16 protein-coding genes, 1 tRNA gene and 7 pseudogenes are annotated in these 20,735 nt (G+C 73.2%); 13 read left to right on the plus strand and 11 right to left on the minus strand.

The window, feature by feature from the left end; genetic code table 11:
• The first annotated feature begins 20 nt into the window (after positions 1-20).
• Positions 21-491 carry an RpiB/LacA/LacB family sugar-phosphate isomerase gene (locus OIE49_RS31735; RefSeq protein WP_326805296.1) on the plus strand — a complete coding sequence of 157 codons (471 nt, stop codon included), beginning with the start codon at positions 21-23 and terminating at the stop codon, positions 489-491.
• Between the two features lie 233 nt (positions 492-724).
• Here the strand turns inward: OIE49_RS31735 and OIE49_RS31740 are convergent, their stop codons facing one another.
• Entirely contained in the window at positions 725-1,921 is a 1,197-nt protein-coding gene (locus OIE49_RS31740; RefSeq protein ID WP_442812325.1) for an MGDG synthase family glycosyltransferase, read from the minus strand.
• A gap of 170 nt (positions 1,922-2,091) precedes the next feature.
• Here OIE49_RS31740 and OIE49_RS31745 point away from each other — a divergent pair, with 170 nt between their 5' ends.
• The 4 genes from OIE49_RS31745 (at position 2,092) to OIE49_RS31760 (ending at position 5,683) form a co-directional block, all read left to right on the plus strand.
• Complete coding sequence (locus OIE49_RS31745; RefSeq protein WP_326805297.1) at positions 2,092-2,940, plus strand: SDR family NAD(P)-dependent oxidoreductase; 849 nt, start codon at positions 2,092-2,094, stop codon at positions 2,938-2,940.
• An 8-nt stretch (positions 2,941-2,948) separates the two neighbouring features.
• Positions 2,949-3,977 carry a DMT family transporter gene (locus tag OIE49_RS31750; RefSeq protein ID WP_326805298.1) on the plus strand — a complete coding sequence of 343 codons (1,029 nt, stop codon included), beginning with the start codon at positions 2,949-2,951 and terminating at the stop codon, positions 3,975-3,977.
• 81 nt (positions 3,978-4,058) lie between these two features.
• Positions 4,059-4,802: a polysaccharide deacetylase family protein gene (locus OIE49_RS31755; RefSeq protein ID WP_326806377.1), complete on the plus strand. Its 744-nt coding sequence runs from the start codon at positions 4,059-4,061 to the stop codon at positions 4,800-4,802.
• A gap of 86 nt (positions 4,803-4,888) precedes the next feature.
• Complete coding sequence (locus OIE49_RS31760; RefSeq protein WP_326805299.1) at positions 4,889-5,683, plus strand: cobalt-precorrin-6A reductase; 795 nt, start codon at positions 4,889-4,891, stop codon at positions 5,681-5,683.
• Here OIE49_RS31760 and cobF read toward each other — a convergent pair.
• Together cobF and OIE49_RS31770 are read right to left on the minus strand one after the other, a co-directional pair.
• Positions 5,634-6,413, minus strand: a complete 780-nt coding sequence (cobF, locus tag OIE49_RS31765) for a precorrin-6A synthase (deacetylating) (protein WP_326805300.1) — start codon at positions 6,411-6,413, stop codon at positions 5,634-5,636. The two genes, OIE49_RS31760 and cobF, sit on opposite strands and share 50 nt — an antisense overlap.
• Before the next feature lie 55 nt (positions 6,414-6,468).
• Positions 6,469-7,026, minus strand: a complete 558-nt coding sequence (locus OIE49_RS31770) for a DUF309 domain-containing protein (protein ID WP_326805301.1) — start codon at positions 7,024-7,026, stop codon at positions 6,469-6,471.
• 101 nt (positions 7,027-7,127) lie between these two features.
• Here OIE49_RS31770 and OIE49_RS31775 point away from each other — a divergent pair.
• Positions 7,128-7,201: transfer RNA gene (locus tag OIE49_RS31775), tRNA-Pro, on the plus strand.
• A 99-nt stretch (positions 7,202-7,300) separates the two neighbouring features.
• Here the strand turns inward: OIE49_RS31775 and OIE49_RS31780 are convergent.
• A pseudogene (locus OIE49_RS31780) lies at positions 7,301-7,779 on the minus strand (tyrosine-type recombinase/integrase); the annotation flags it as partial.
• A gap of 94 nt (positions 7,780-7,873) precedes the next feature.
• Between OIE49_RS31780 and OIE49_RS31785 the strand changes: the two are divergent.
• A complete protein-coding gene (locus OIE49_RS31785; RefSeq protein ID WP_326805302.1) occupies positions 7,874-8,875 on the plus strand; it encodes an NAD-dependent epimerase/dehydratase family protein in 1,002 nt (333 codons plus the stop codon).
• Between the two features lie 8 nt (positions 8,876-8,883).
• On the opposite strand, the gene OIE49_RS31790 is transcribed toward OIE49_RS31785, so the two are convergent.
• Together OIE49_RS31790 and OIE49_RS31795 are read right to left on the minus strand one after the other, a co-directional pair.
• Positions 8,884-9,993 carry a sensor histidine kinase gene (locus OIE49_RS31790; protein ID WP_326805303.1) on the minus strand — a complete coding sequence of 370 codons (1,110 nt, stop codon included), beginning with the start codon at positions 9,991-9,993 and terminating at the stop codon, positions 8,884-8,886.
• A gap of 2 nt (positions 9,994-9,995) precedes the next feature.
• Complete coding sequence (locus OIE49_RS31795) at positions 9,996-10,727, minus strand: response regulator transcription factor (RefSeq protein WP_326805304.1); 732 nt, start codon at positions 10,725-10,727, stop codon at positions 9,996-9,998.
• 125 nt (positions 10,728-10,852) lie between these two features.
• Here OIE49_RS31795 and OIE49_RS31800 point away from each other — a divergent pair, with 125 nt between their 5' ends.
• The 3 genes and pseudogenes from OIE49_RS31800 to OIE49_RS31810 all read left to right on the plus strand — a co-directional run bounded on the left by OIE49_RS31800 (position 10,853) and on the right by OIE49_RS31810 (position 13,058).
• Entirely contained in the window at positions 10,853-11,548 is a 696-nt protein-coding gene (locus OIE49_RS31800) for a glycosyltransferase family 2 protein (RefSeq protein WP_401740606.1), read from the plus strand.
• Positions 11,545-12,150, plus strand: a pseudogene (locus tag OIE49_RS31805) (TIGR04282 family arsenosugar biosynthesis glycosyltransferase); the annotation flags it as partial. The gene OIE49_RS31800 and the pseudogene OIE49_RS31805, both read left to right, overlap by 4 nt.
• 152 nt (positions 12,151-12,302) lie before the next feature.
• Positions 12,303-13,058, plus strand: coding sequence for a class I SAM-dependent methyltransferase (locus tag OIE49_RS31810; protein ID WP_326805306.1), 756 nt, complete (start codon positions 12,303-12,305; stop codon positions 13,056-13,058).
• Between the two features lie 343 nt (positions 13,059-13,401).
• Here OIE49_RS31810 and OIE49_RS31815 read toward each other — a convergent pair.
• From OIE49_RS31815 to OIE49_RS31825, 3 genes and pseudogenes are all read right to left on the minus strand, one after another.
• Positions 13,402-14,049 (minus strand): annotated as a pseudogene (locus tag OIE49_RS31815) (molybdopterin-dependent oxidoreductase); the annotation flags it as partial.
• Positions 14,050-14,063: 14 nt separating this feature from the next.
• Entirely contained in the window at positions 14,064-15,128 is a 1,065-nt protein-coding gene (locus OIE49_RS31820) for an IS110 family transposase (protein WP_326805307.1), read from the minus strand.
• Between the two features lie 232 nt (positions 15,129-15,360).
• Positions 15,361-15,951 (minus strand): annotated as a pseudogene (locus OIE49_RS31825) (molybdopterin-dependent oxidoreductase); the annotation flags it as partial.
• Positions 15,952-16,064: 113 nt separating this feature from the next.
• Here OIE49_RS31825 and OIE49_RS31830 point away from each other — a divergent pair.
• The gene (locus OIE49_RS31830) at positions 16,065-17,492 is read left to right on the plus strand and encodes a hypothetical protein (protein ID WP_401740600.1); all 1,428 of its coding nucleotides are present in this window, start codon (positions 16,065-16,067) and stop codon (positions 17,490-17,492) included.
• A gap of 1,175 nt (positions 17,493-18,667) precedes the next feature.
• On the opposite strand, the pseudogene OIE49_RS31835 reads toward OIE49_RS31830, so the two are convergent.
• Both OIE49_RS31835 and OIE49_RS37225 read right to left on the minus strand, forming a co-directional pair.
• Positions 18,668-19,147: pseudogene (locus OIE49_RS31835) on the minus strand (IS701 family transposase); the annotation flags it as partial.
• A 7-nt stretch (positions 19,148-19,154) separates the two neighbouring features.
• Positions 19,155-19,597 (minus strand): annotated as a pseudogene (locus tag OIE49_RS37225) (hypothetical protein); the annotation flags it as partial.
• Positions 19,598-20,047: 450 nt separating this feature from the next.
• Here OIE49_RS37225 and OIE49_RS31850 point away from each other — a divergent pair.
• Together OIE49_RS31850 and OIE49_RS37230 are read left to right on the plus strand one after the other, a co-directional pair.
• Positions 20,048-20,407, plus strand: coding sequence for a hypothetical protein (locus tag OIE49_RS31850; protein WP_326805309.1), 360 nt, complete (start codon positions 20,048-20,050; stop codon positions 20,405-20,407).
• 98 nt (positions 20,408-20,505) lie between these two features.
• A pseudogene (locus OIE49_RS37230) lies at positions 20,506-20,687 on the plus strand (IS630 family transposase); the annotation flags it as partial.
• Between the last annotated feature and the right edge of the window lie 48 nt (positions 20,688-20,735).

Consider the following 20,735-nt stretch of genomic DNA (forward strand, 5'->3'; position numbering starts at 1 on the left):
CGCTGAGTAGTCTCCGGCACATGCGGATCTCCGTCTCCTCGGACATGGCCGAACCCGTCGCCCGCTCACTGGTCGCCCTGCTGCGAGAGCGCGGGCACGAGGTGGTGGCCCACGGCGCGCTGCGCCCCGGGGACGACCCCCAGTGGGCGGCGTGTTCGGCCGCCGCGGCCCGTGATGTCGCCGAGGGGCGCTCGGACCAGGCCGTCGTGTGCTGCTGGACCGGCACGGGCGCGTCCATCGCCGCGAACAAGGTGCCGGGCGTACGGGCCGCTCTGTGCACCGACGCCTACACGGCGGACGGCGCCCGCCGCTGGAACGACGCCAATGTGCTGGCGCTCGGCCTGCGGCTGACCTCCGAACCGCTCCTCAAGGAGATCCTCGACGCCTGGTTCACCGCCGCGCCGAGCGAGGACGCCGAGGACCGGGAGAACGTCGCCCGCGTGGGACGCCTGGACCTCCGGCGGGACGAGACGCGGGGCGATCGGCCCTGAAGCCTCCCGGCTAGGGTCTTTCGTTTGGATCAGGCCGGATCAGGGAGCGGGGTCTGGTGCTGGGGGCACCTCCCACGCCGTTCAGGCAGTGGGGGAGCGTCGCAAGGCGGAGGAGGGCGGCAGGGCGGAGCCCTGCCAACCGACGACAACGCCGCTGGGGGTGCCCCCTGCTCGAAGAGCTTGGGGGAGCGGTGCCAGACCCCGCGAGCCCGGCATGATCCAAACGAGAGGCCCTAGGAAGGGCGGCTCGCCCCCGTGGCCCGTACGACCAGGTCGAGCGGGTCCTTCCGGAAGAGGGCGCGCCCGGCCGCGATCCGCTCCTCACGCGGTGCGCCCGGCGCCGTGAGGCGGGTCAGGGAGAGCAGCAGGGCGTCCGGGCCGGGTGCGTGGTCGCAGACGCCGAGGGCAGCCATACGGCGCACCCCCTCCGCCCCGTGTCCGGGCAGCGGGCGGTGACCGACGACGGGCAGGCCCGCGGCGAGCGCCTGCACGGCGGTCTGCCCGGCCGCGTTGTCCACCAGGGCGGCACACGCGTGCAGCAGCTCCGGCATGTCCGTCACCCAACCGGGGGTGAGCACACCCGGCACGCCGGACAGGGCCCGGCGGAGCCGTTCGTTGCGACCGCAGAGCACGACCGGCAGGAAGCCGTGCGCGACGAGCAGCCGGGCCGTGTCGGCCAGGCGGGTGCCGGCTCCCCAGGCCCCCGCGGAGACCAGCACCGCGGGCCGCCCCCCGCCGTACCGCTCCAGCCGGCGCCGCCATACGGCGGTGCCCGGCCCCGCCGCGAAGAACTCCGGTGCCACCACCGGACCGGCCGCCTCCGCCGCCCTCCCGGTGCCCCGCCGCACCTCCCCGGCGCTCTCGTCCGTGAGACACACATGCAGGTCGTTGCCCGGGTGCAGCCACTGCCGGTGCGCCGCGAAGTCGACGACGACCACCGCGCTGGGCACCCGCAGCGCGCCTCGCGCCCGGAGGTGACCGGTGAGCTGGGCCGCCAGATGGAAGACCGGCACCACCACATCGGGCTGCCACTCACCCACCAGGCTCAGCAGACGCCCACCGGCCAGCCGGGCCAGCGGAGTACCGCTCGGGCGCGGCCGGGGACCGGGCGCGAGGAACAGGTCGTAGATACCGGCGTACACCCAGGGGGCCTCGCGGACGACGGTCCGGTAGAAGCCGCGCAGACCGCTTCCCAGGCCGCCGGGCAGCAGGGCCAGTACGTCGACGACCTGGGCCTCCTTGCCCGCGGCGCAAGCTCGGCGGGCAAGCTCGGCGGCCACCGTGTCGTGGCCCGACCCCATGCTCGCGCTCAGCACGAGCAGCCGCCGCGTCTCCGGTGGGGACGTCAGGGCCGGCCGGACGGGCGCGCGGCGCGTTCCGGGCTCCTCGGCGGCGGGCAGCGGTGGCGGCACGGACGATTCGGACGACACTGGATGTGAGTAACCCTCACCCACCGCAGTCAAACGAACGGGCACACCCTTCCGCCCGTCCCACGTTTCGGGCACAGCCTCCGGGATACTTCACCACCCCGGAGGCCGTCCCGTACCGCCGGGGCCGCACCGGCGGCCCGCGGTCCGTCCGATCCTCGAGGTGCGTCCCGATGTCCCACGCCCCCTCCCGCGTACGGTCCGGCTCCGGCACGCCGGTCGAGGCACCGGCGGCGCCGAGCGCGGCGCCCGGCCGGACCGGCGGTGCCGCGGCGCCGGGCGGGGGCGCCCTGGTGACCGGCGCCTCGTCCGGGATCGGCGCGGCCGTGGCACGGCGGCTGGCCGCCGAGGGCGGCTGGCGCCTGGTGCTCAACGGGCGCGATCGCACCCGGTTGGAGGAGGTCGCCCGGGGCACCTCGGCCCTGGCCTATCCGGCGGACCTGTCCGGCCAGGGCGCCGAACGACGGCTGGCGGACTTCGCGCTCGACAGTATGGGAAGCGTCGACCTGCTGGTGGCGGGCGCGGGCATCGGGTGGGCCGGACCGTTCAGCACCATGCCGCAGCCCGCCATCGACGAGGTGTTCGACGTCAACGTACTGGCGACACTGCGCCTGGTCCGGCTGCTGCTGCCCCAGATGATCAGGCAGGGCACGGGCCGTGTGGTCATCATCGGCTCCCTGGCCGGCACGGTCGGCGTCCGCGACGAGGCCGTCTACTCCGCCGCCAAGGCCGCGCTGGGCGCCTTCGCCGACGCCGTGCGCTACGAGCTGCGCGGTACGGGGGTCGGCATCAGCCATGTGGTGCCCGGGGTGGTCGACACGCCGTTCTTCGACCGCCGCGGGGTGCCCTACCGGCGCTCCAGGCCCCGGCCCGTCCCGGCGAGCCGGGTCGCCGACGCGGTGTGGGAGGCGGTGTCGCGAGGCCGGGACGAGGTGTACGTCCCCGGCTGGACCCGCCTGCCCGGCCGAGTGCGCGGCGCCGCGCCCGGCCTGTACCGCCGCCTCGCCGCACGATTCGGGTGACGCTCGGGGTGAACGCGCTCACCATCGTCCTCGCACTGTTCGCCGCGTGCGCCAACGCCGCGGCCTCGGTCCTGATGAGGCGCGCTGCGACGGAGGCGCCGGACGGCGGGGGAGACGGCGCCCGTCGCCCGAGCGGGACGGCGGGCGATACGCCGGAGGACAGGCGCGGGGAGGGCGGCCGAGGCGGCCCCGCCACCCGAATGACGGACGGTGGAAACGGTCCGGCCGCTGTCCGCTCGCCGCATGCCGCCAAGGTCAGGCGGCGGCGGATCTGGCTGGGTGGGGCGGCCATGCTGGCGGTGTCCGCGGTTCTGCAGGCCGCCGCGCTGGCCGTCGGGAGCCTGTCACTCGTCCAGCCCCTCCTCGCGACCGAACTGCTGTTCACGCTGGCGATGGGCAGCATCGTCTTCCGCCGGCGGCCGGCCCGGATCACCTGGCTGTCGTTCCTCGCCCTGGCCGCCGGACTGGCCGTCTTCCTCGCCGCCGCCGCGCCGTCCGCCGGACGCGCCACGGCCGAGGGGGCGCGCTGGATCCCGGTCGGCGTCGCCGTGGTGTGCCTGGTCCTGTTGCTGATCGGCGTGGCGCGGCTGGTCAAGGGCCCGCCCCGGGCCGCCGTGCTCGGTCTGGCCTCGGCCGTGCTGTTCGCGGCGACGGCCGCCCTCCTCAAGGAGGTGACGGGCCTCTACCAGCAGGGCCTGGCCACGCTGGCGACGCACTGGACGCCGTACGCCACGGCTATCACCGGGCTGGCCGCCTTCGGACTGCTGCAGTGCGCCCTCCGGGCGGGCACGCTCGTCGCCTCCCAGCCCGCTCTCACCCTCGGCGACGCCCTGACGAGCGTGGCGCTGGGATGGGCGCTGTTCGGGGAGCACATCGCCCTGGGCGTCCGACTGGTGCCCGAGGCGGTCGGTATCGGTCTCCTCGCGGCCGGCACGGTCGGTCTGTCCCGTTCCCCCGCCGTGTCGGGCAAGTGGGACGCGGAACCGGCGGTCGGCGCGGCCTCCGGCCCGGGAAAAGCGCAGGCGGAGCACCCGTGAGGAAGCGAGCAATCAGGAAGTGAGGACGTGAGGAGGAGCCGTCACGTGGCAGACAGAGCGCCCGCGAGGGCGATCCGGCAGATGGCGGGAGGACTCGGCAGCCGTCACGCGCGCACCGCGTCGGCGGTCCTCGCGCCGGTGGCCGCCGTCGCGGCCGCGCACATCGTCCCGGCGGCGACCTGGCTGCCCCGCTTCCGGGCCCTGTGCTTCCCCGGCCTCGCCGGAACCGGCCGCTCCGACCATGTCGCACTGACCTTCGACGACGGCCCGGACCCGGTCTCCACGCCGCTCTTCCTGGACGAGCTGGACCGGCTCGCCGTACGCGCCACGTTCTTCGTCCTGGGCGAGAGCGTGACCCGCCACCCCGGCGTCACCCGGCACATCGCGGACCGGGGACACGAACTCGCCGTGCACGGCTGGACCCACAGCCGCCCCTGGCTGCCGGCCCCGGGCCGGGACGCCCGGGAGACCGCGCGGGCGGCGCTGGCCGTACGCGACATCACGGGCCTGCGGCCGCGGTGGTACCGCCCGCCCTACGGCATCCTCACCGCGGGGCGCTGGGCCGCCGCCCGACGTGCAGGGCTGCGGCCCGTGCTGTGGACTGCCTGGGGCCGCGACTGGACGGCGGACGCGACCCCCGCCTCCGTCCGCGCGACCGTCACCGCGGACCTGCGCGGCGGCGGCACGATCCTCCTGCACGACACCGACCACGCCTCCGCCCCCGACTCCTGGAAGGCCACCCTCGGCGCGCTGCCCGACCTGATCAGCACCTGCAACGAGTCCGGCTGGTCGGTGGGCCCGCTCGCCGAACACGGGCTGCCCTGAATCCGAGCTGTCTGAGCCCTGCGAACCCTGTGCGCCTGGGGCCCCGCGTACCGGGCCCCCGCCCGTCACCCCTTACGCTCAACGCCATGCCCTCGCACATCCTGCTCCTCGGTGGAACCGCCGAGGCCCGTGAGCTGGCCGCGGTGCTCGCGGCGCGGGACGGGGTGCGGGTGACCAGTTCGCTGGCGGGCCGGGTGACGCGACCGGGAGCGCTGGACGGGGACGTGCGGGTCGGCGGTTTCGGCGGGGCGGAGGGACTGGCCTCCTGGCTGCGCGAGCACCGCGTGGACGCCGTCGTCGACGCCACCCACCCCTTCGCCGAGGCGATCACACGGAACGCGGCGCGGGCGGCGGCGGCGACCGGCGTGCCCGTGGTGGTACTGCGCCGGCCCGGATGGCGCCCGGTACCCGGGGACCGCTGGCACCCGGTCGACTCGCTGGACGCCGCGGCTGAGCTGCTGCCGCGACTCGGGCGCCGGGCGTTCCTGACCACCGGACGGCTGGGCCTGGCCGCCTTCGCCCACCTGGCCGAGACCCACTTCGTCGTACGGTCGGTCGAGCCGCCCGAGCCTCCGATGCCACCGGACACGCGGGTGGTGCTCGCCCGCGGGCCGTTCACCGTGGCCGGCGAGAAGGAGATGCTCAGGGCGCATCGCATCGACGTGCTGGTCACCAAGGACAGCGGGGGAGCGGCCACCGCGGCCAAGCTCTCGGCCGCGCGGGAACTCGGGCTGCCGGTCGTCGTCGTACGCCGTCCGCCGCTGCCGCCGGAACTGACCGCCGTACCGGACGCCACGGCCGTCCTGGAACGCCTCGGCCGGGCAGCCCGGCCTACTCCGCCCGGCCCTCGGGATGGCGGCGCAGCAGATACGTGTCCATGATCCATCCCTTGCGCTCGCGGGCCTCGGCCCGCAGTCGCTCGATGCGCGGCGCGGCCTCGGCGATCGGGCCGGAGACGAGGATCTCGTCCGGGGTGCCTATGTAGGCGCCCCAGTAGATGTCGATGTCCTGGTCGGCGCAGTGCCGGAAGGCCTGGTGGGCGTCGAGCATCACCACCACGTCGTCCACGCCCTCCGGGAACCCCTCGGCCAGCCGCCGTCCGGTGGTGATCTGCACGGGCCGGGCGACCCGGTTGAGTCCCGTGCGGTGCCGCGCCACCAGGGCCGAGACGCTGCTGATGCCGGGCACCACGTCGTACGCGAAGTACACGGTGCCTCGCGCCAGCACCTCCTGGAGGATGCCGAGCGTGCTGTCGTACAGCGCCGGATCGCCCCACACCAGGAACGCGCCGGTCTCGTCCTCGCCCAGTTCCCCGGTGATCAGCCGCTCGTAGATGTCCGCGCGTGCGCTGCGCCAGTCGCCGACGGCGGGGGAGTAGGCGGCACCGCCCGCCGTCCGGTCCCGCTCCGGGTCACGCGCCTCCACCACGCGGTACGTCCCCTCCGGTATGTGCGTGCGAAGCATGTCCCGGCGGAGCTCCACGAGGTCCGACTTCTCCTCGCCCTTGTCGAGGACGAAGAACACGTCCGTGTCGCGCAGCGCCCTGACCGCCTGAAGGGTGAGCTGGTCGGGGTCGCCCGCGCCGATGCCGATCACATGAATCTTTCGCACCCCCCGAGTCTGCCGCACGGCACTGACAACGCGTCCACCGGTGCCACACCGACCGCTACAGGCCATCGCGGCGCAACCGAGGCGCCCGCTCCGCCGCGTCGACGACACCCGCCGCCCCGCTCTCGACGCCGTCCGCCAGCTCCCGCGCCCACGCCACCACCCCGGACGCGTCCATGCCGTACGGAGTCCGCTCCCCGGTGTCCGCGACCCACTCCTCGACGGCTCCCGCTCCGCGCCGCAGCAGCCGGGCGCCGCCGGTGACGTTGCCGCGGGCCGCGTGGGTGAGACCCACCGCGAGCTGGGCAAGGCCACGCCACAGGGCGCGCTCCCCCCGCGGCCCCGACTTCCAGGCGTCCTCGAAGACCTCGTGCGCGTGGAACGGCTTGCCCGCCTCCAGGAGCGCCTGCGCCTCGGCGACCGTCTCCGGCGGAGTGCGCACCACGCCCTCGGGCTGCCGCGGCACCCCGTCGGCGTCGTACGGCAGGGGCCGTCCCAGCCCGTCCCGTGGCCGCGCGTTGCGCGCCCGCCCCTCACCGTCCCGGTCCCGCGCGTCCGCCGGCCCGCCGGAAGGAGTGCCGCCGGAGGATGTGCTGCCCGAGGAAGTGGCATTCATACGTCGATTGTCCCCGACCACGCGCCCCTTTTCGGCGTGACCCCCGAGGTGCGGTAAAGTGACGTTCGCGCGATCAAGCGGTTCACCGCACGACCGCGCATCGGGACGTGGCGCAGCTTGGTAGCGCACTTGACTGGGGGTCAAGGGGTCGCAGGTTCAAATCCTGTCGTCCCGACTGGAGACAGTCGCAGATCAGGGCCGGTTTCGGAGACATCCGAAACCGGCCTTTGGTCATTCTTGGGGACCAGTTGGGGACCGGCGTGCTTGACCGGGGTCAGCGGGTCATGACGATCGGGCTCGGCAGGGAGCGCGGCGCGCGCAGTGCGCTGAAGTGTGCGGATAGTGCCGCGTCGGCGGCTGTGATCTTGTGGATGTCCGGGTGCGGGTAGCGCTGGGTGGTGGTCAGCGAGCCGTGGCCGGCGATCCGTCGAGGACGTGGACTTGGACTCCTGCGTCGGCGAACCAGGTCAGTCCGGTGTGCCGGAGGTCGTGGCGGCGCAGGTGTTCGTAGCCGAGCTTGGTGACCACGTCGTCCCAGTGGGTGGCGTCGCGCGGGACGGCGGTGGAGATGCGTCCGTCGCGCGGGCCGGTGAACAGGCGGGCGTCGGGATTAGGGCCGGCGGCCAGGATGCGCTGGGCGACGAGGGGGCGGATTACCTTGATGATGGGGACCTTACGGGTGCGCTTGCCCTTGGTGCCCTTGTCGGTCAGTCCGCCGGGTGCGGGTGTGGTCTGACGCCGCACGGCCATAAGCGACAATACGCCCACGCTAAACGCCCTCTTACGGAGTGATGACGTACGGGCGTGGTCCCGTGGTGCGGGGCCGGCGCGGACCTAGCGTGGCCGTATGCGTGTACTGGTCACCGGCGGTGCCGGGTTCATCGGGTCCCATGTCGTGTCCGCGCTCCGTGAGCGCGGACACGAGCCGCTCGTGTTCGACGTGCGGGGAGATCCCGGCGCCGACGTGCGGGACCCGGCAGCCGTCGCGGGCGCCCTGTCCGGTGTGGACGCCGTGTGTCACCAGGCTGCGATGGTCGGGCTCGGCAACGGGGTCGCCGACGCGGCGGAGTACGTCTCGCGCAACGACCTGGGCACCGCCGTGCTGCTCGCCGCGATGGCGGAGGCCGGCGTCGGGCGCCTGGTGCTGGCCGGGTCGATGGTGGTCTACGGGGAGGGGCGGTACGAGTGCCCGCGGCACGGGGTCGTACGGCCCGGGCCGCGTGCCGTCCCCGATCTCGACGCGGGACGGTTCGAGCCCGTCTGCCCGGTGTGCGGGGACGCTCTCTCGCCCGGCCTGGTGGGCGAGGACGCCCCGGCCGATCCCCGGAACGTGTACGCGGCGACCAAGCTCGCCCAGGAGCATCTGGCCGCCGCCTGGGCCCGCTGCACCGGCGGGTCGGCGGTGTCGCTGCGTTACCACAATGTGTACGGGCCCGGGATGCCACGCGACACCCCGTACGCCGGTGTCGCCTCCTTCTTCCGTTCGGCCCTCGCCCGGGGCGAGGCACCGCGGGTGTTCGAGGACGGGCGGCAGCTGAGGGACTTCGTGCACGTCCGGGACGTGGCGGCGGCCAACGCGGTGGCGCTGGAGGCGGAGGCCGCCGGGGGTGCGCTTACGGCGTACAACACCGGGAGCGGTGAACCGCACACCGTGGGCGCGATGGCACGGGCGCTGGCCGCCGCGTCCGGCGGGCCCGAGCCGGTCGTCACCGGTGAGTACCGGCTCGGGGACGTACGGCACATCACCGCGGACTCGTCGCGGTTGCGGGCCGGGCTGGGCTGGATGCCGGAAGTCGGTTTCGGGGAAGGCATGGCGGAGTTCGCGCGGGCCGGGATGCGCGGGGCATAGGGGCGCGGTCAGGGAGCGGTGGGCAGCACCACCTCGAAGCGGCAACCGCCGGGAATGTTGCGCACGGTGGCCCGGCCCTGGTGAGCCTCCACGATCCCCCGGACGATGGTGAGGCCGAGGCCCGCGCCGGCCGGGGGCGTCCGGGCGTGTGTGCCGCGCCAGCCGGTGTCGAAGACGCGCGGCAGGTCCTCCTCGGGGATGCCGCCGCAGCCGTCCGTCACCGACAGCACCACGCCCTCGGGGGAACGCTCCGCGGCGACCGCGACCGTGCCGTCGGCCGGCGTCCGACGGATGGCGTTGACCAGCAGATTGCCCAGCACCCGGCTCATCTCCTTGCCGTCCACCTCCACCGGCACCGGCTCGATGCGGTCGCCCACCAGCCGCACCCCGTGCTCCCGGGCGAGCGGGTCGGCTCCCGCCAGCGCGTCACCGACCAGGTCGTACAGGGAGATCCGGTTGGGCGCCAGGGGGAGGGTGCCGGCGTGGATGCGGGAGAGCTGGAAGAGGTCGCCGACCATGTCGTTGAGGCGCTCGACCTCGGTGCGCATCTGCCGCAGATAGCGGTCGGGGTCGGCGGCGACGCCGTCCTCCAGCGCCTCCGACATGGCGCGCAGGCCGGCGAGCGGGGTGCGCAGGTCGTGCGAGATCCAGGCGACGAGTTCGCGCCGGGAGGTCTCCAACGCCCGTTCCCGCTCCCGGGATTCGGCGAGTCTGGCGCTGGTGGCCACCAGTTCGCGGCCTAGTTCGTCCAGTTCGGCGGTGGTCGGGCCGCGGGGCGCGGCGAAGTCACCGCCGTCACCGAAGGAGCGTGCGGCCAGGGCGAGTTCGCGGCTTCGGGCGACCACCCAGCGGCCCAGCAGCAGCGCGGTGGCCAGGGAGACGACGGCCGCCATGGCGACGACGGTGGTGACGACGGTCAGGTCGTGCGGCGACAGGAACATCGCCTGGGCGACGGCGAGGGTGCCCGCGAGCATCGCGACCACCCCGACCGCCGCGACCACGGCGAGCGAGGCGGTCAGCGAGCGGCGCCGGATCAGGCGCAGTGCGCCCGCTCCGGCCAGGCCCGTGGCGGCGGCACCGGCGAAGGCGTACAGGGCGATGAGGAGGGTGTCGCGCACGGTCAGTCCTCGTCGTCGGTGGGGCCGAAGCGATAGCCCACGCCCCACACGGTCTGGATCAGGCGGGGCCGGGCCGGGTCGTCCTCCACCTTGCCGCGCAGTCGGCGGACATGGACCGTGACGGTCGACAGGTCGCCGAAGTCCCAGCCCCACACCTCGCGCATCAGGTCCTCGCGTCCGAAGGCCCGCCCCGGGTGGCGCAGGAAGAAGGAGAGCAGGTCGAACTCCCGGAGGGTGAGGGCGAGTTCGGTGCCGTTCTTGGTGGCCCGGCGGGCCGCCGGGTCGACGGTCAGACCGGCCGACCCCAGTCGGTGTCCTGCGGCGGCGGGCCCGCTGCGGCGCAGCACCGACTCCACCCGCAGCACCAGCTCGCGCGGGCTGAAGGGTTTGGTGACGTAGTCGTCGGCGCCGACCTCCAGGCCCAGGATGCGGTCGTCCTCGTCGCCGCGGGCGGTGAGCATGATGACTGGCACCGGGCCGTGGGCCCGCAGGCGCCGGCACACCTCCAGGCCGTCCATGCCGGGCAGCATCAGATCGAGCACGACCAGGTCCGGCCGGTGTGCGCCGGCCCGGTTCAGGGCCGACGGGCCGTCGTCGGCGCGGTGGACGAGGTAACCGGCGCGGTCCAGATACCCGGCGACGACCTCGGCGACGGTCGGATCGTCGTCGACGACCAGGATTCGGGGGGACCCGTCGGCGGCCGGCGCCCCCGGGCGTTCGTACGGTTGCAGCATTCCTCCAGCCTGGCACCGCGCCGTCCCGGGGGGCGCACCCGGACGCCGCCCCGGCCCTGGACGTCCGCGTTTCGTAAGGAGCGTGCGTCCGGTATGCCCTGATTCGCATTCGTAGGGTGAGACCCGTGACGAGGACTCCTTCGGACGTCGACGTGGTGCTGCCCTGCCTGAACGAGGCCGAGGCCCTTCCCTGGGTGCTCGAACAGATCCCGCCGGGCTGGCGCGCGCTCGTCGTCGACAACGGTTCCACCGACGGCTCGGCGGAGGTCGCCCGCGCGTGCGGCGCGACCGTCGTGCATGAGCCGCGCCGGGGTTTCGGCGCCGCCTGCCATGCCGGGCTCACCGCCGCCACCGCCGACGTGGTCTGCTTCTGCGACGCCGACGCCTCCCTCGACCCGTCGCTCCTGGTCCCCTTCGTCCGTGAGGTCCGGGACGGCGAGGCCGACCTGGTGCTCGGCCGACGGCGTCCGCGGGGCCGGGGCGCGTGGCCCGCGCATGCCCGCGTCGGCAATCTGGCGCTCGCGCGGATGCTGCGCCGCCGCACCGGGCTGCGGCTGCACGACCTCGGTCCCCTGCGCGCCGCCCGCCGCGAGCACCTGCTCGCCCTCGGCCTCACCGACCGGCGCAGCGGCTATCCGCTTCAGATGGTCGTGCGCGCGGCCGACGCCGGCTGGCGGATCGCCGAGCACGACGTGCCGTATCTGCCGCGCACGGGAGCCTCGAAGGTGACGGGCACCTGGCGCGGCACCTGGCAGGCGGTACGGGACATGAGCCGGGTGTTGAGCGAAACCCCAGCGCACGGAGGAGGAACCATCCGTTGACCACGCTGCTCGTCATCGCCAAGGAGCCGCGGCCCGGCCGGGTCAAGACCCGGCTCACCCCGCCGTTCACGCCAGGTCAGGCGGCTCGGCTGGCGGAGGCGGCCCTCGCGGACACCTTGCACGCCGTGGCGGTCACGCCCGCCTCGCGGCGCTTCCTCGTCCTCGACGGCGCCCCTGGCCCCTGGCTGCCGCCCGGCTTCGACGTCGTCCCGCAGTGCACGGGCGGTCTCGACGAGCGGCTGGCGGACGCCTTCGCGCGCTGCCACGGCCCGGCCCTGCTCATCGGCATGGACACCCCGCAGGTGACGCCGGAACTGCTCACCGTGGACTTCACCGACTGCGACGCCCACTTCGGCCCGGCCGAGGACGGCGGCTTCTGGGCGCTCGGCCTGGCGCGCCCCGATCCCGGCCTGATGCGCGGCGTGCCCATGTCGACCTCGGTGACGGGAGCGGTCCTACGGGACCGGCTCCTCGCCGCAGGCCTGCGGGTGCGCGGCCTGCCATCCCTGCGTGACGTCGACACCGCCGCCGACGCCCACGCCGTCGCCGCCCTGGCCCCGCACGGCTGCTTCGCGGCACAGCTGGCCCGGTGCACGACGGTGGCGGGACCGGATGGGCGGACAGTCGAGGGGGAAGACTCGCCCCTGGCCACGGAGCCGGACTCCGGACCGACCTCTCCACCCACCGGCCGACCGGACTCCCCACCAGACTCCTGGCCCGTCGCGGAGTCGGCTTTGCCTCTGGCCCTACGCCGGTGACCGCCCCGCCCACCGCTGCCCTCCCCTGGGCGACCGCCGACCCGTATGCCGCGGCCCTGCGTGCCGGCCGGGGACCGCTGTTCCTACGTCGCGCCGACGGCTGGCTGCTGCCGCTGGAGGTGGAACGCTGGTGCGCCGGGGCCGACGCGGTCGACCGGGACGTACTGGACCGCTGCGACGGAACCGTGCTGGACGTGGGATGCGGGCCCGGGCGCCTGGTGGCGGAACTCGCCGCCCGGGGCCGGGCCGTCCTCGGTATCGACGTCAGCGCGGCCGCGGTGGACCACACCGTGCGACTCGGGGGCCGGGCGCTGCGACGCTCGGTCTTCGAGCCGCTGCCCGGCGAGGGGCGCTGGGACACCGTCCTGCTCATGGACGGCAACGTCGGCATCGGCGGTGATCCGTGTGCGCTCCTGGACCGGGTGGCCGGGCTCCTGCGCCCCGGCGGCCTGCTGATCGCCGAGACCGCCCCGGTGGACGTCGACGAACGCGCCCAGGTGGAGATCGTCGGCCTCACAGACGCCGGTGGAACCGACGCACCCTTCCCCTGGGCGCGGCTCGGCACGCGGGCGCTGCTCCGGTACGCACAGGGCTGGGAGCCGGCCGGTCAGTGGACAGTCGGCGGACGCTGCTTCGCCGCCCTGCGCAGCCGCAGCGCCAGCAGCAGCGCCGAGCCGCCGAAGAGGACGGCGCTGATCAGCAGCCAGCGGGCGAGGAACACGTCCGCCGGTAGCCCGGTGGCGAGCCGGTAGCGCCGCTCCATCATGCCGCTGATCAGCGGGAACCACACGAGAAGGAGCAACCCGGAGAGGGTTGCCGGTACGCGCACGTACGGCACCCACTTCCGGCGTCGGACCGCGCCGAGTCCCCGGACGACCGCCCGATCCGCGACCGCGTACAGCGGCAGCAGTACGAGGTCGTGCAGCAGCGCCACCCCCACGAACCACAGCACCACTCCGTACCAGTCGCCCGCGAGTAGCCGCACACCCGCGTAGGCGGCAAGCGCGAATGAGCAGGCAAGCAGCAGGAGTTGCAGGGGGCCGCCGCCGAGCGGAACGCGGGGAAGCCGGGGGAGCGGGGAGAGCCGGGGAAGCATCACAGGTCTCCGAACGTCATCCGGGCCACCCACTTGGTGTTGAGCACACCGGGCGCGGCGGGCACGATGACGCGCGCCGGGTGGCCGTGGTCGGGGGACAGTTCCTCGCCGTTGACATACAGGGCGAGCAGGGAACGCGAGTCTGCCACCTGGTTGGCACGCAGGGCGGCCTTCCGGAAGGCGCCGCTCCGCTGGAGGGACTCGACGAACACGTCCGGCGGGTCGTCGTACCCGACGAGCGCCGCGAGGTCACGCAGCCGCACCCCGCGCCACCACTGGTCCGACGTCGACCAGCCCTCCACGCAGGCGATGGGCAATGCCGCGCTGTACAGGGGAAGCCGGAGCAGCTCGTCCCGGCGGAGGCGAACGGTCCCCGTACGCCCCGTGACGACGAGCCGCCAGGCGTCCTCGCCCGTCTCCGCCGCGTCGATCCCGGCGTACGCGGCGGTCTTGTTGATCTGGAAGCCGTTCGGGCCGCTGCCGGGATCGCCACCGCCGTGCGGTGCGAGGAGGGCGGTGCGCCGCAGCAGCCCGTCGAAGCTCCGCCCCACCGTGGTGGCGAACAGCAGCAGAGAGCCGCCCCCGACGAACCACAGGGCAGCCCTCCGGGAGACGGTCGGCTCGGCGGGGCGCGGGGATACCAGGAAGCTCCTATAGATCGTCAAGCGGCCTGTAGGAGGTTGGGCTGTGGGATATTCATGCTGGTCAGGTGCTTGTAGACCTCTCGCGCGATGAAGCGTTTGAGGCAGCGGAAGATGTCCTTCTTGGACATCCCTTCGGTAGTGCGTCGCGCGACGTAGAGCCGGGTGCGGGGGTCGTAGCGCATCCGCACGAGGGCGATCGTGTGGAGGGCATGGTTGGCCTGGCGGTCGCCGCCGCGGTTGAGGCGGTGGCGGTTGGTCCGGCCGGAACTGGCGGAGATGGGGGCTGCCCCGCAGAGGTGGGCGAAGGCAGCTTCGGACTTCAGCCGGTCAGGATTGTCACCTGCGGTGATCAGGAGTTGAGCGGCAGTCTCGGTGCCCACACCGATCAAATCCACCAGCCCGGGAGCCGCTTGCGCGACCAAGGGGGCGAGTTCGGCGTCGGCCTCGGCTATCTCCTCGGTGAGGTTCTGGTAGCGGCGGGCCAGACGCCGCAGTGCGGTTCGCACTGCGCAGGTCGGGTCGGCGAGGTCCGCGCCGGGGCGAGAACGGGCAAGCTGCGCAATCAACTGGTAGGTGGGCAGGCCGCGCAGGCGCTCCCGTACCTCGGCGGGGGCGGAGACGATGAGCGTGCGGATCTGGTTGATCGTCTGGGTGCGGGACTTGATGGCCGAGCGGCGGACCACCCGCAGGGACCGGATGGCCTCCACGATGCCGTCGCGGGTCTTCGGCCGGCCGTGCGCGCGGCCGGACAGGACGGCGGTCGCGGCGGCGTAGGCATCGACGGGGTCGGACTTGCCATTGAGCCGCCGGGCCTTGCGGTCAGGGCGGTCGACGTCGACCACGGTCACCTCGTTCGCCCGAAGGAACCGAGCGAGCTCGGAACCGTAGGCGCCGGTCCCCTCAACCCCGACGGCGAGTACGTCACCGTGCAAGCGCATCCACTCCAGCAGGCGGCGGTAACCGTCGGGGGTAGTGGGGAACGAAGCGGTGGCCAGCTGCCGGCCAATGGTGTCAATCACCGCCGCCTGGTGGAAGTCGGTGTGGGTGTCCACGCCGCCGACCACCGCGATCTGATCTGCCATCCTGGGTACTGCTGTCCTTCCGTGCGATGCGCGAGGGATCGCACGGGCCGGTCGGGCGTCAGGACAAGACTGTGATGGGACCTTTGGCCGGGCTCCTATGAGGTCACAGGCGCTCGACCGGCCGCGTGCAGAGCGGCACCGCCCAGCCGGCCGACGATTCCTGGAAAGGACAGCCCAAAGCGTCAATCGTTCGGTGAGTCAGGCCGCCGAGCGGTGCCAGATCATCCTCACAGTCGTTCGTGTCCTCCCGCAGGTGCCGCAGATTGCGCAGCGCCGTGGGCGTCTTCAGCAGGGCATGGGCGGCGAACGCGGCGAAGAACACCCACGCTCCGTAGAAGTGCAGCGGGTAGAAGGAGCCGGGGAAGACGTAGTCGAGCTGGACGTTGAGCACACCGGTCACGAACTCGAACAGTGCGCCGCCCACCAGGAGCAGCAGCGAGATCCGTTCCAGGGCGTGCGCGAGCGAGCGGGCCGGCGGCAGCGCGAACAGCCTCGGCACCACGGACCACAGCTTGGCGAGCAGGACAGGGATCAGGGTGATGCCGAAGGTGACGTGGACGCCCTGGTTGAGCCGGTACAGCCAGGGCGGGTTCGTCGGCCAGGCAAAGAGGTAGAAGCCGAGGATTCCCTTGTCCGGTGTCTTGTCGTTCACCGGCGACAGACCGGGGTTGTAGGCGGCGTATGAGACCAGGCCCGTCACGAACAGCACCGTGATGCCGACGAGCAGGACAAGGCCCAGCACCGAGGTGAACCAGGGGCCGCGCAGGGGGCTGCGCCAGAAGCCGGGCGAGGAGGGAAGCCGTGAGGCATCGGGGTCGCGCATGTCCCGACGGTAGGCCGGAAGCACCCCGCGAAAGGGCGCGCAACCCATGACGAAACGCTGACATCGGGCCCGGACAGCGGTCCGTGACCGGCCGCGCGGCCTAGCGTTCCGGTGTGATCCGTACCCTGCCCTCCACCGAGCGCGGCGCCGCGCGCTCCGGCGCACCGCGTGGCCGGAGCCGTGACCTGTACGCAGCCGGGGCCGCCGTGCTGCTCGTGACGACGGCCGTGCTGGTCGGCCGCCACATCCAGGGGACCCGCCGGACGTTGTTCGTCAACTGGCCCCCGTTGCTGGCGTCATGGGAACCCCACCTCGGCCCTGGCACCCCGGTGGCCGTCCTGGTGGCGATCGCCGCAGTGGCGTACGGCCCCTCCCTCGCGGCCCGTCTCCCCTGGCGGGCCCTGCTTCCCCTGACGTGGGGCACGGCCATGGCCTGGACCTACTCCCTGGCCCTGATCGACGGCTGGCAGCGGGGCATCGCCGCCCGGCTCACCACCCGCCACGAGTACCTCCAGGTCATCGACCGCTTCCATGACATCCCGGCGGCGCTGCGGGGCTTCACCCAGCACATCCTGCTCGGCTCCCCCGACAACTGGCCCGCCCATGTCGCCGGCCACCCACCCGCGTCCACGCTCACCTTCGTCCTGCTCGACCGGGTCGGGCTGCGGGGCGGGGGCTGGGCCGGGGTGTGGTGCATCACCGTCGGGGCGACGGCCTGCGTGGCTGTGCTGGTCACGGTCCGCGCCCTGGCCGACGAGTCACTCGCGCGAGGGGCGGCGCCCTTCCTCGCCCTGGCCCCGGCCGCCGTGTGGATGGGCACCTCGGCCGACGCGTACTTCGCGGCGGTGGCCGCGTGGGCAGTGGCGCTGCTGGCACTGGCGGTCACCGGACGGTCTCTGTGGTGGGCGGGGGCGTCCGGGCTGCTGCTCGGCCTGACCTGCTACCTGTCGTACGGTCTCACGCTCGTAGCACTGATGGCGGCGACGGTGCTGGTGCTCGGCCGACCAGGAATCCGGGGGCGCCCCGCTCTGCTGGTGCCTCTGATCGCCGGACTGGCGGTGGTCCCGACGGTGTTCACGCTCGCCGGGTTCAGCTGGTGGGAGGCGTACCAGCTGCTGGTCACGCGCTACTACCAGGGCGCCGGCGGTGTCCGTCCCTACGGCTACTGGGTGTGGGCCAACCTCGCCTGCTCGGTACTCATCACGGGCCTGGCGACGGCGGCGGGCCTGCGGCGGGCCGGTGCGGTGCTCGTCCGGCGCCGCGGCGACGTCCCCGGCCAGGCAGCCGAGGCCCGCCTCGCACTCCTCGTGTCCGCCGCCCTCCTCGCCCTGCTGGTCGCCGACGTGTCCGGCATGAGCAAGGCGGAGACGGAACGCATCTGGCTGCCCTTCGCAATGTGGCTGCTTCCTGCGTGCGCGTTCCTCACCCGCCCCCAAGCTCTCGGTTCCACTCGAACAGGCGGGGCTTCCGCCCACGCCTGGCTCACCGCCCAGGCGCTGCTCGCCCTCCTCCTCAACCATCTGCTGCTCACCGGGTGGTGACCGCTCCCGAGGAGGCGGAAGCCTGAGGCCACGACGATCACCGTGACGACCGGGGCGGCTTCGGAACCGGCACCGAGGTCACCCTTACGCCGTGCTTCCTGAGCTCGGCTGCATCCTGCGGGTCGCCGCGCACGCGATGCGGTCGCCGCCGTGGTCGGTGTCGGCTTCTCGCGATTCCTGTGCCTGATCGAGGACATCTGCGACTGGGCCTGGCGCGGCCCGGAGTGGTTGCGCCCGGGGCCGGTGGGCCGGTGCTCGGCCGGGTGCCGTTTCGTCCTGCCGGAGATGTACGGGGTCTCGTACGCGTTCCAAGGCCTCGCCGTGCGGGTGGTCCCGCGTTCAGGCGGGGAGGCGGTGCGTCATCGGGGTCAACGGCTGTCCGAGACTCGTTCCTTATGTCCCCAGGGTGGCCAGGCGGTTGGGGCGGGGACCAGGAATCGAGTCCGTGGACGGGACTGTCGCGGTCGAGGCGACCCCGTCAGCCGGCGGTAGCGATGGCCAGGGTGGCGGTGGTGGGCCAACCGGCGCCATCGGGATCGAAGTTGTGGATGAGTCGCATCCCCGGCATGGTGCGGGTGCCGGCTTCAAGACGCATCCCGAATCGGTGTACCGCGCTCGGGCCGGCGGGGCGGTCCAAGGTCCCGGCGTCGCGGAGTTCGGGGAGCCGGTGCCGCCACCACGCACTGAAGTTCGGCCCTGCCGGATCCGCGTCGCACACGGCGGTCAAAGCCCGGAACCGCGCGCAGGCCTCGCCGGTCCCCGGCTGACCGTCACTGACGGCTCCCACTCGGCATCGGCTTCCACCGGCCGAGGGCGCTGCAGGTGTCCTCCTCCCCGCCGCCCGCGACGACGCGCGGATCACCGTCCCTGCCCAAAATCGCTTACCTCAGCACCTGAACCCTCAGGAAAAGGAGACCCCGGTCGGCTCCCCTCCCGTCGGAGCGCAGGTGATTGATCGGGGGCTGGGCCCCTCTCCGTGCGCGGCCGCGCATCCCCCCGCGCTTACTTCTTGTTAGTACTGCAACGGTGTTCGTGCTGATGGCTGGCCAGTCAGGGGCTGTGTCCGCGGCGTGTGCAGTGACTGAGGCGGGCTTGGTGTTGTCGTCTTCGGCGCCAGTGTGACCAGTGCAGGATGTGGTCGACGGATGCCGGGCGGCGGTCGGTGAGACGGGTTATCAGACGTCGGATCTCGGCGAGGCTGAGGTGGATGAGCGGGGAGGATCCGTTTCTGCTTTCCCGGCATCGAGGGCGTGGGCGCGAAGGACGGTCAGGCATGCGTGGGCGGCCATGGCCAGGGTCACGTGGCGGTGCCGGCCGGGGTAACGCCGCACCTGGTAGTCATTCAGGCCGCACTCCTGCTTGGCGGTCTGGAAGCATTCCTCGATGGCCCACCGGGTGCCCGCGATGCGGATGAGTTCGTCCAGGGTGGTGTTGGCTGGGCAGTAGGCGATGTAGTAGGAGTTCTCTTGCGGGCGGCTGACGCTGCGGCGGGCGAGGACCCAGTGTCGGCGGTCTTCGCGGTGCCAGGGCCTGACCTCCACACGTGCCCAGTCATAGATCCGCGGGCCGTGCGCTCCCTGGCCGCACGAGCGGCGCTTCCACTTCTGCCGCGGCAGGCCGGGGAACACATCGTGGACGGGATGGTCGATCGCCCAGCAACGCCTTGTCGGCGGCGACCGCGCCTGGCCGTGTGCGCGGGCGGCCGAGAGTGCCGCAGACTTTGATGCCCTCCAGAACCGGGACGAAGCGGGGGCTGTCGGCTGCCTGCCCCGGAGTGACGACGAACGACAGCGGCCGGCACCGGCGGTCGGCCGAGAGGTGGATCTTGGTGGTCAGACCGCCGCGGGAGCGGCCCAGTTCGGCCGCGCGGAGCCGGGCTCTGCGACGTCGGCGTGTGCGGCGGCGTTCCTCGCGCGCCACCTGATCGTCCCCCTCGCCGGGCTGGTCTATCGGGTCGCTTTGCCCCTTTCCAGGAGCCCCTTTTCCTCGACAACGGCCTTCTCCAGGTCCTCCAGGAGTTCGGGGTCGACCACCATCCCGGCCGCGTGGTGGTGGGCGCGCGAGACCGTGGAGTCCACACTGACCAGATCGAGGTCGGCCTGCCCGCGGGCCGCGGCCTCGGCGATCATCCCGTCCATCAGCGTCCGGAAGGTCCCGGCCGCCACCCAGCGCTGGCACGCGCCGTAGACGGTCGACCAGGAGCCATACTCCTCCGGCACGTACGAACTGTAGGTGGGGTACCAGGGGCGGCTGAAGGCACGGGGTGACAGACGTCCGCCGCACGCTGCGCTGCTGGAGTGCGCCGGGGAAGGGTGGGGCATGCCGACCGAACCGGGGACGCTGGAGACGTTGGGGCTCGCGCTGGCGATATCGCTGGTTACGGCCGGCAAGCGGCGGATCGGCGTGCTCCATCAGGCCCGGGACAGGGTTCTGGCGTCGATGCTCAGGATCGTCTCAGCGGCGGCCCGGCTGCGTGCGGTGGAGGAATCCACCGTCGACGATCCGGGGTGGGCAGACGTGATGCGTGACCGTGTGAGGTGGAGCGGGCTCGGTGGATGGCGCAGCTCGACGAGTCGACCATGGTCGACAACCTGGAGAGCTACGCGCCGACCTGGCCGGCGGAGGTTCTGCGCACGATGATCGGTACCTACGTGACGCACGCCCGCGCGGTGGTGGTCTCCGAGCGCCAGGACGACCGGAAGGCCGAGCTGCTGGTCGAGCTCACCGAGCCGGTGTGGGAAGTCTTCGGCTCCAGGGGCTGGCAGCGTGGGCCCCGGCTCCTGGCCCGGTCACTCGAACGCCTCGCGGCCACCCTCGATGCGATCGGGGCCGACGTCGACCGGCAGCTCGACGTCCCAACATCGGATCCCGAATGGCGCGTCCGCGATTCACGGGCAAGGGGCGCTCCGCGTTGAATGAGCTCACCTATCGGGAGCAGACCCGTGCGCCCGGGCGACGGTCTGCTGGCTCCGGTAGCTCAAGGGGATTGAGATGCGCGCAGGGTGGTGGGTAGATCGGCGCCGAGAGGGCCGCGCGGGAGCGGCCCTGGTTTGCAGGCTGCCGTTGCGGCGTGGACACGACGGCGAATCGCGAAGTCGAGGCCGCTGCGCGGGTGAGCGAGCGGCCGGTGGAGCGGTGGCGCCAGCCTGGCGCGAGCGCGGCGAGGGCGGAGTCCTATCGGAGGGTTCTACGGGGCCGGCTTGAGGACCAGTTGGGGACCACACGGTGTGCGCGATGGTGCAC

This window comes from Streptomyces sp. NBC_01788, from assembly GCF_035917575.1.
In the GTDB taxonomy this organism is placed as follows: Bacteria; Actinomycetota; Actinomycetes; order Streptomycetales; family Streptomycetaceae; genus Streptomyces.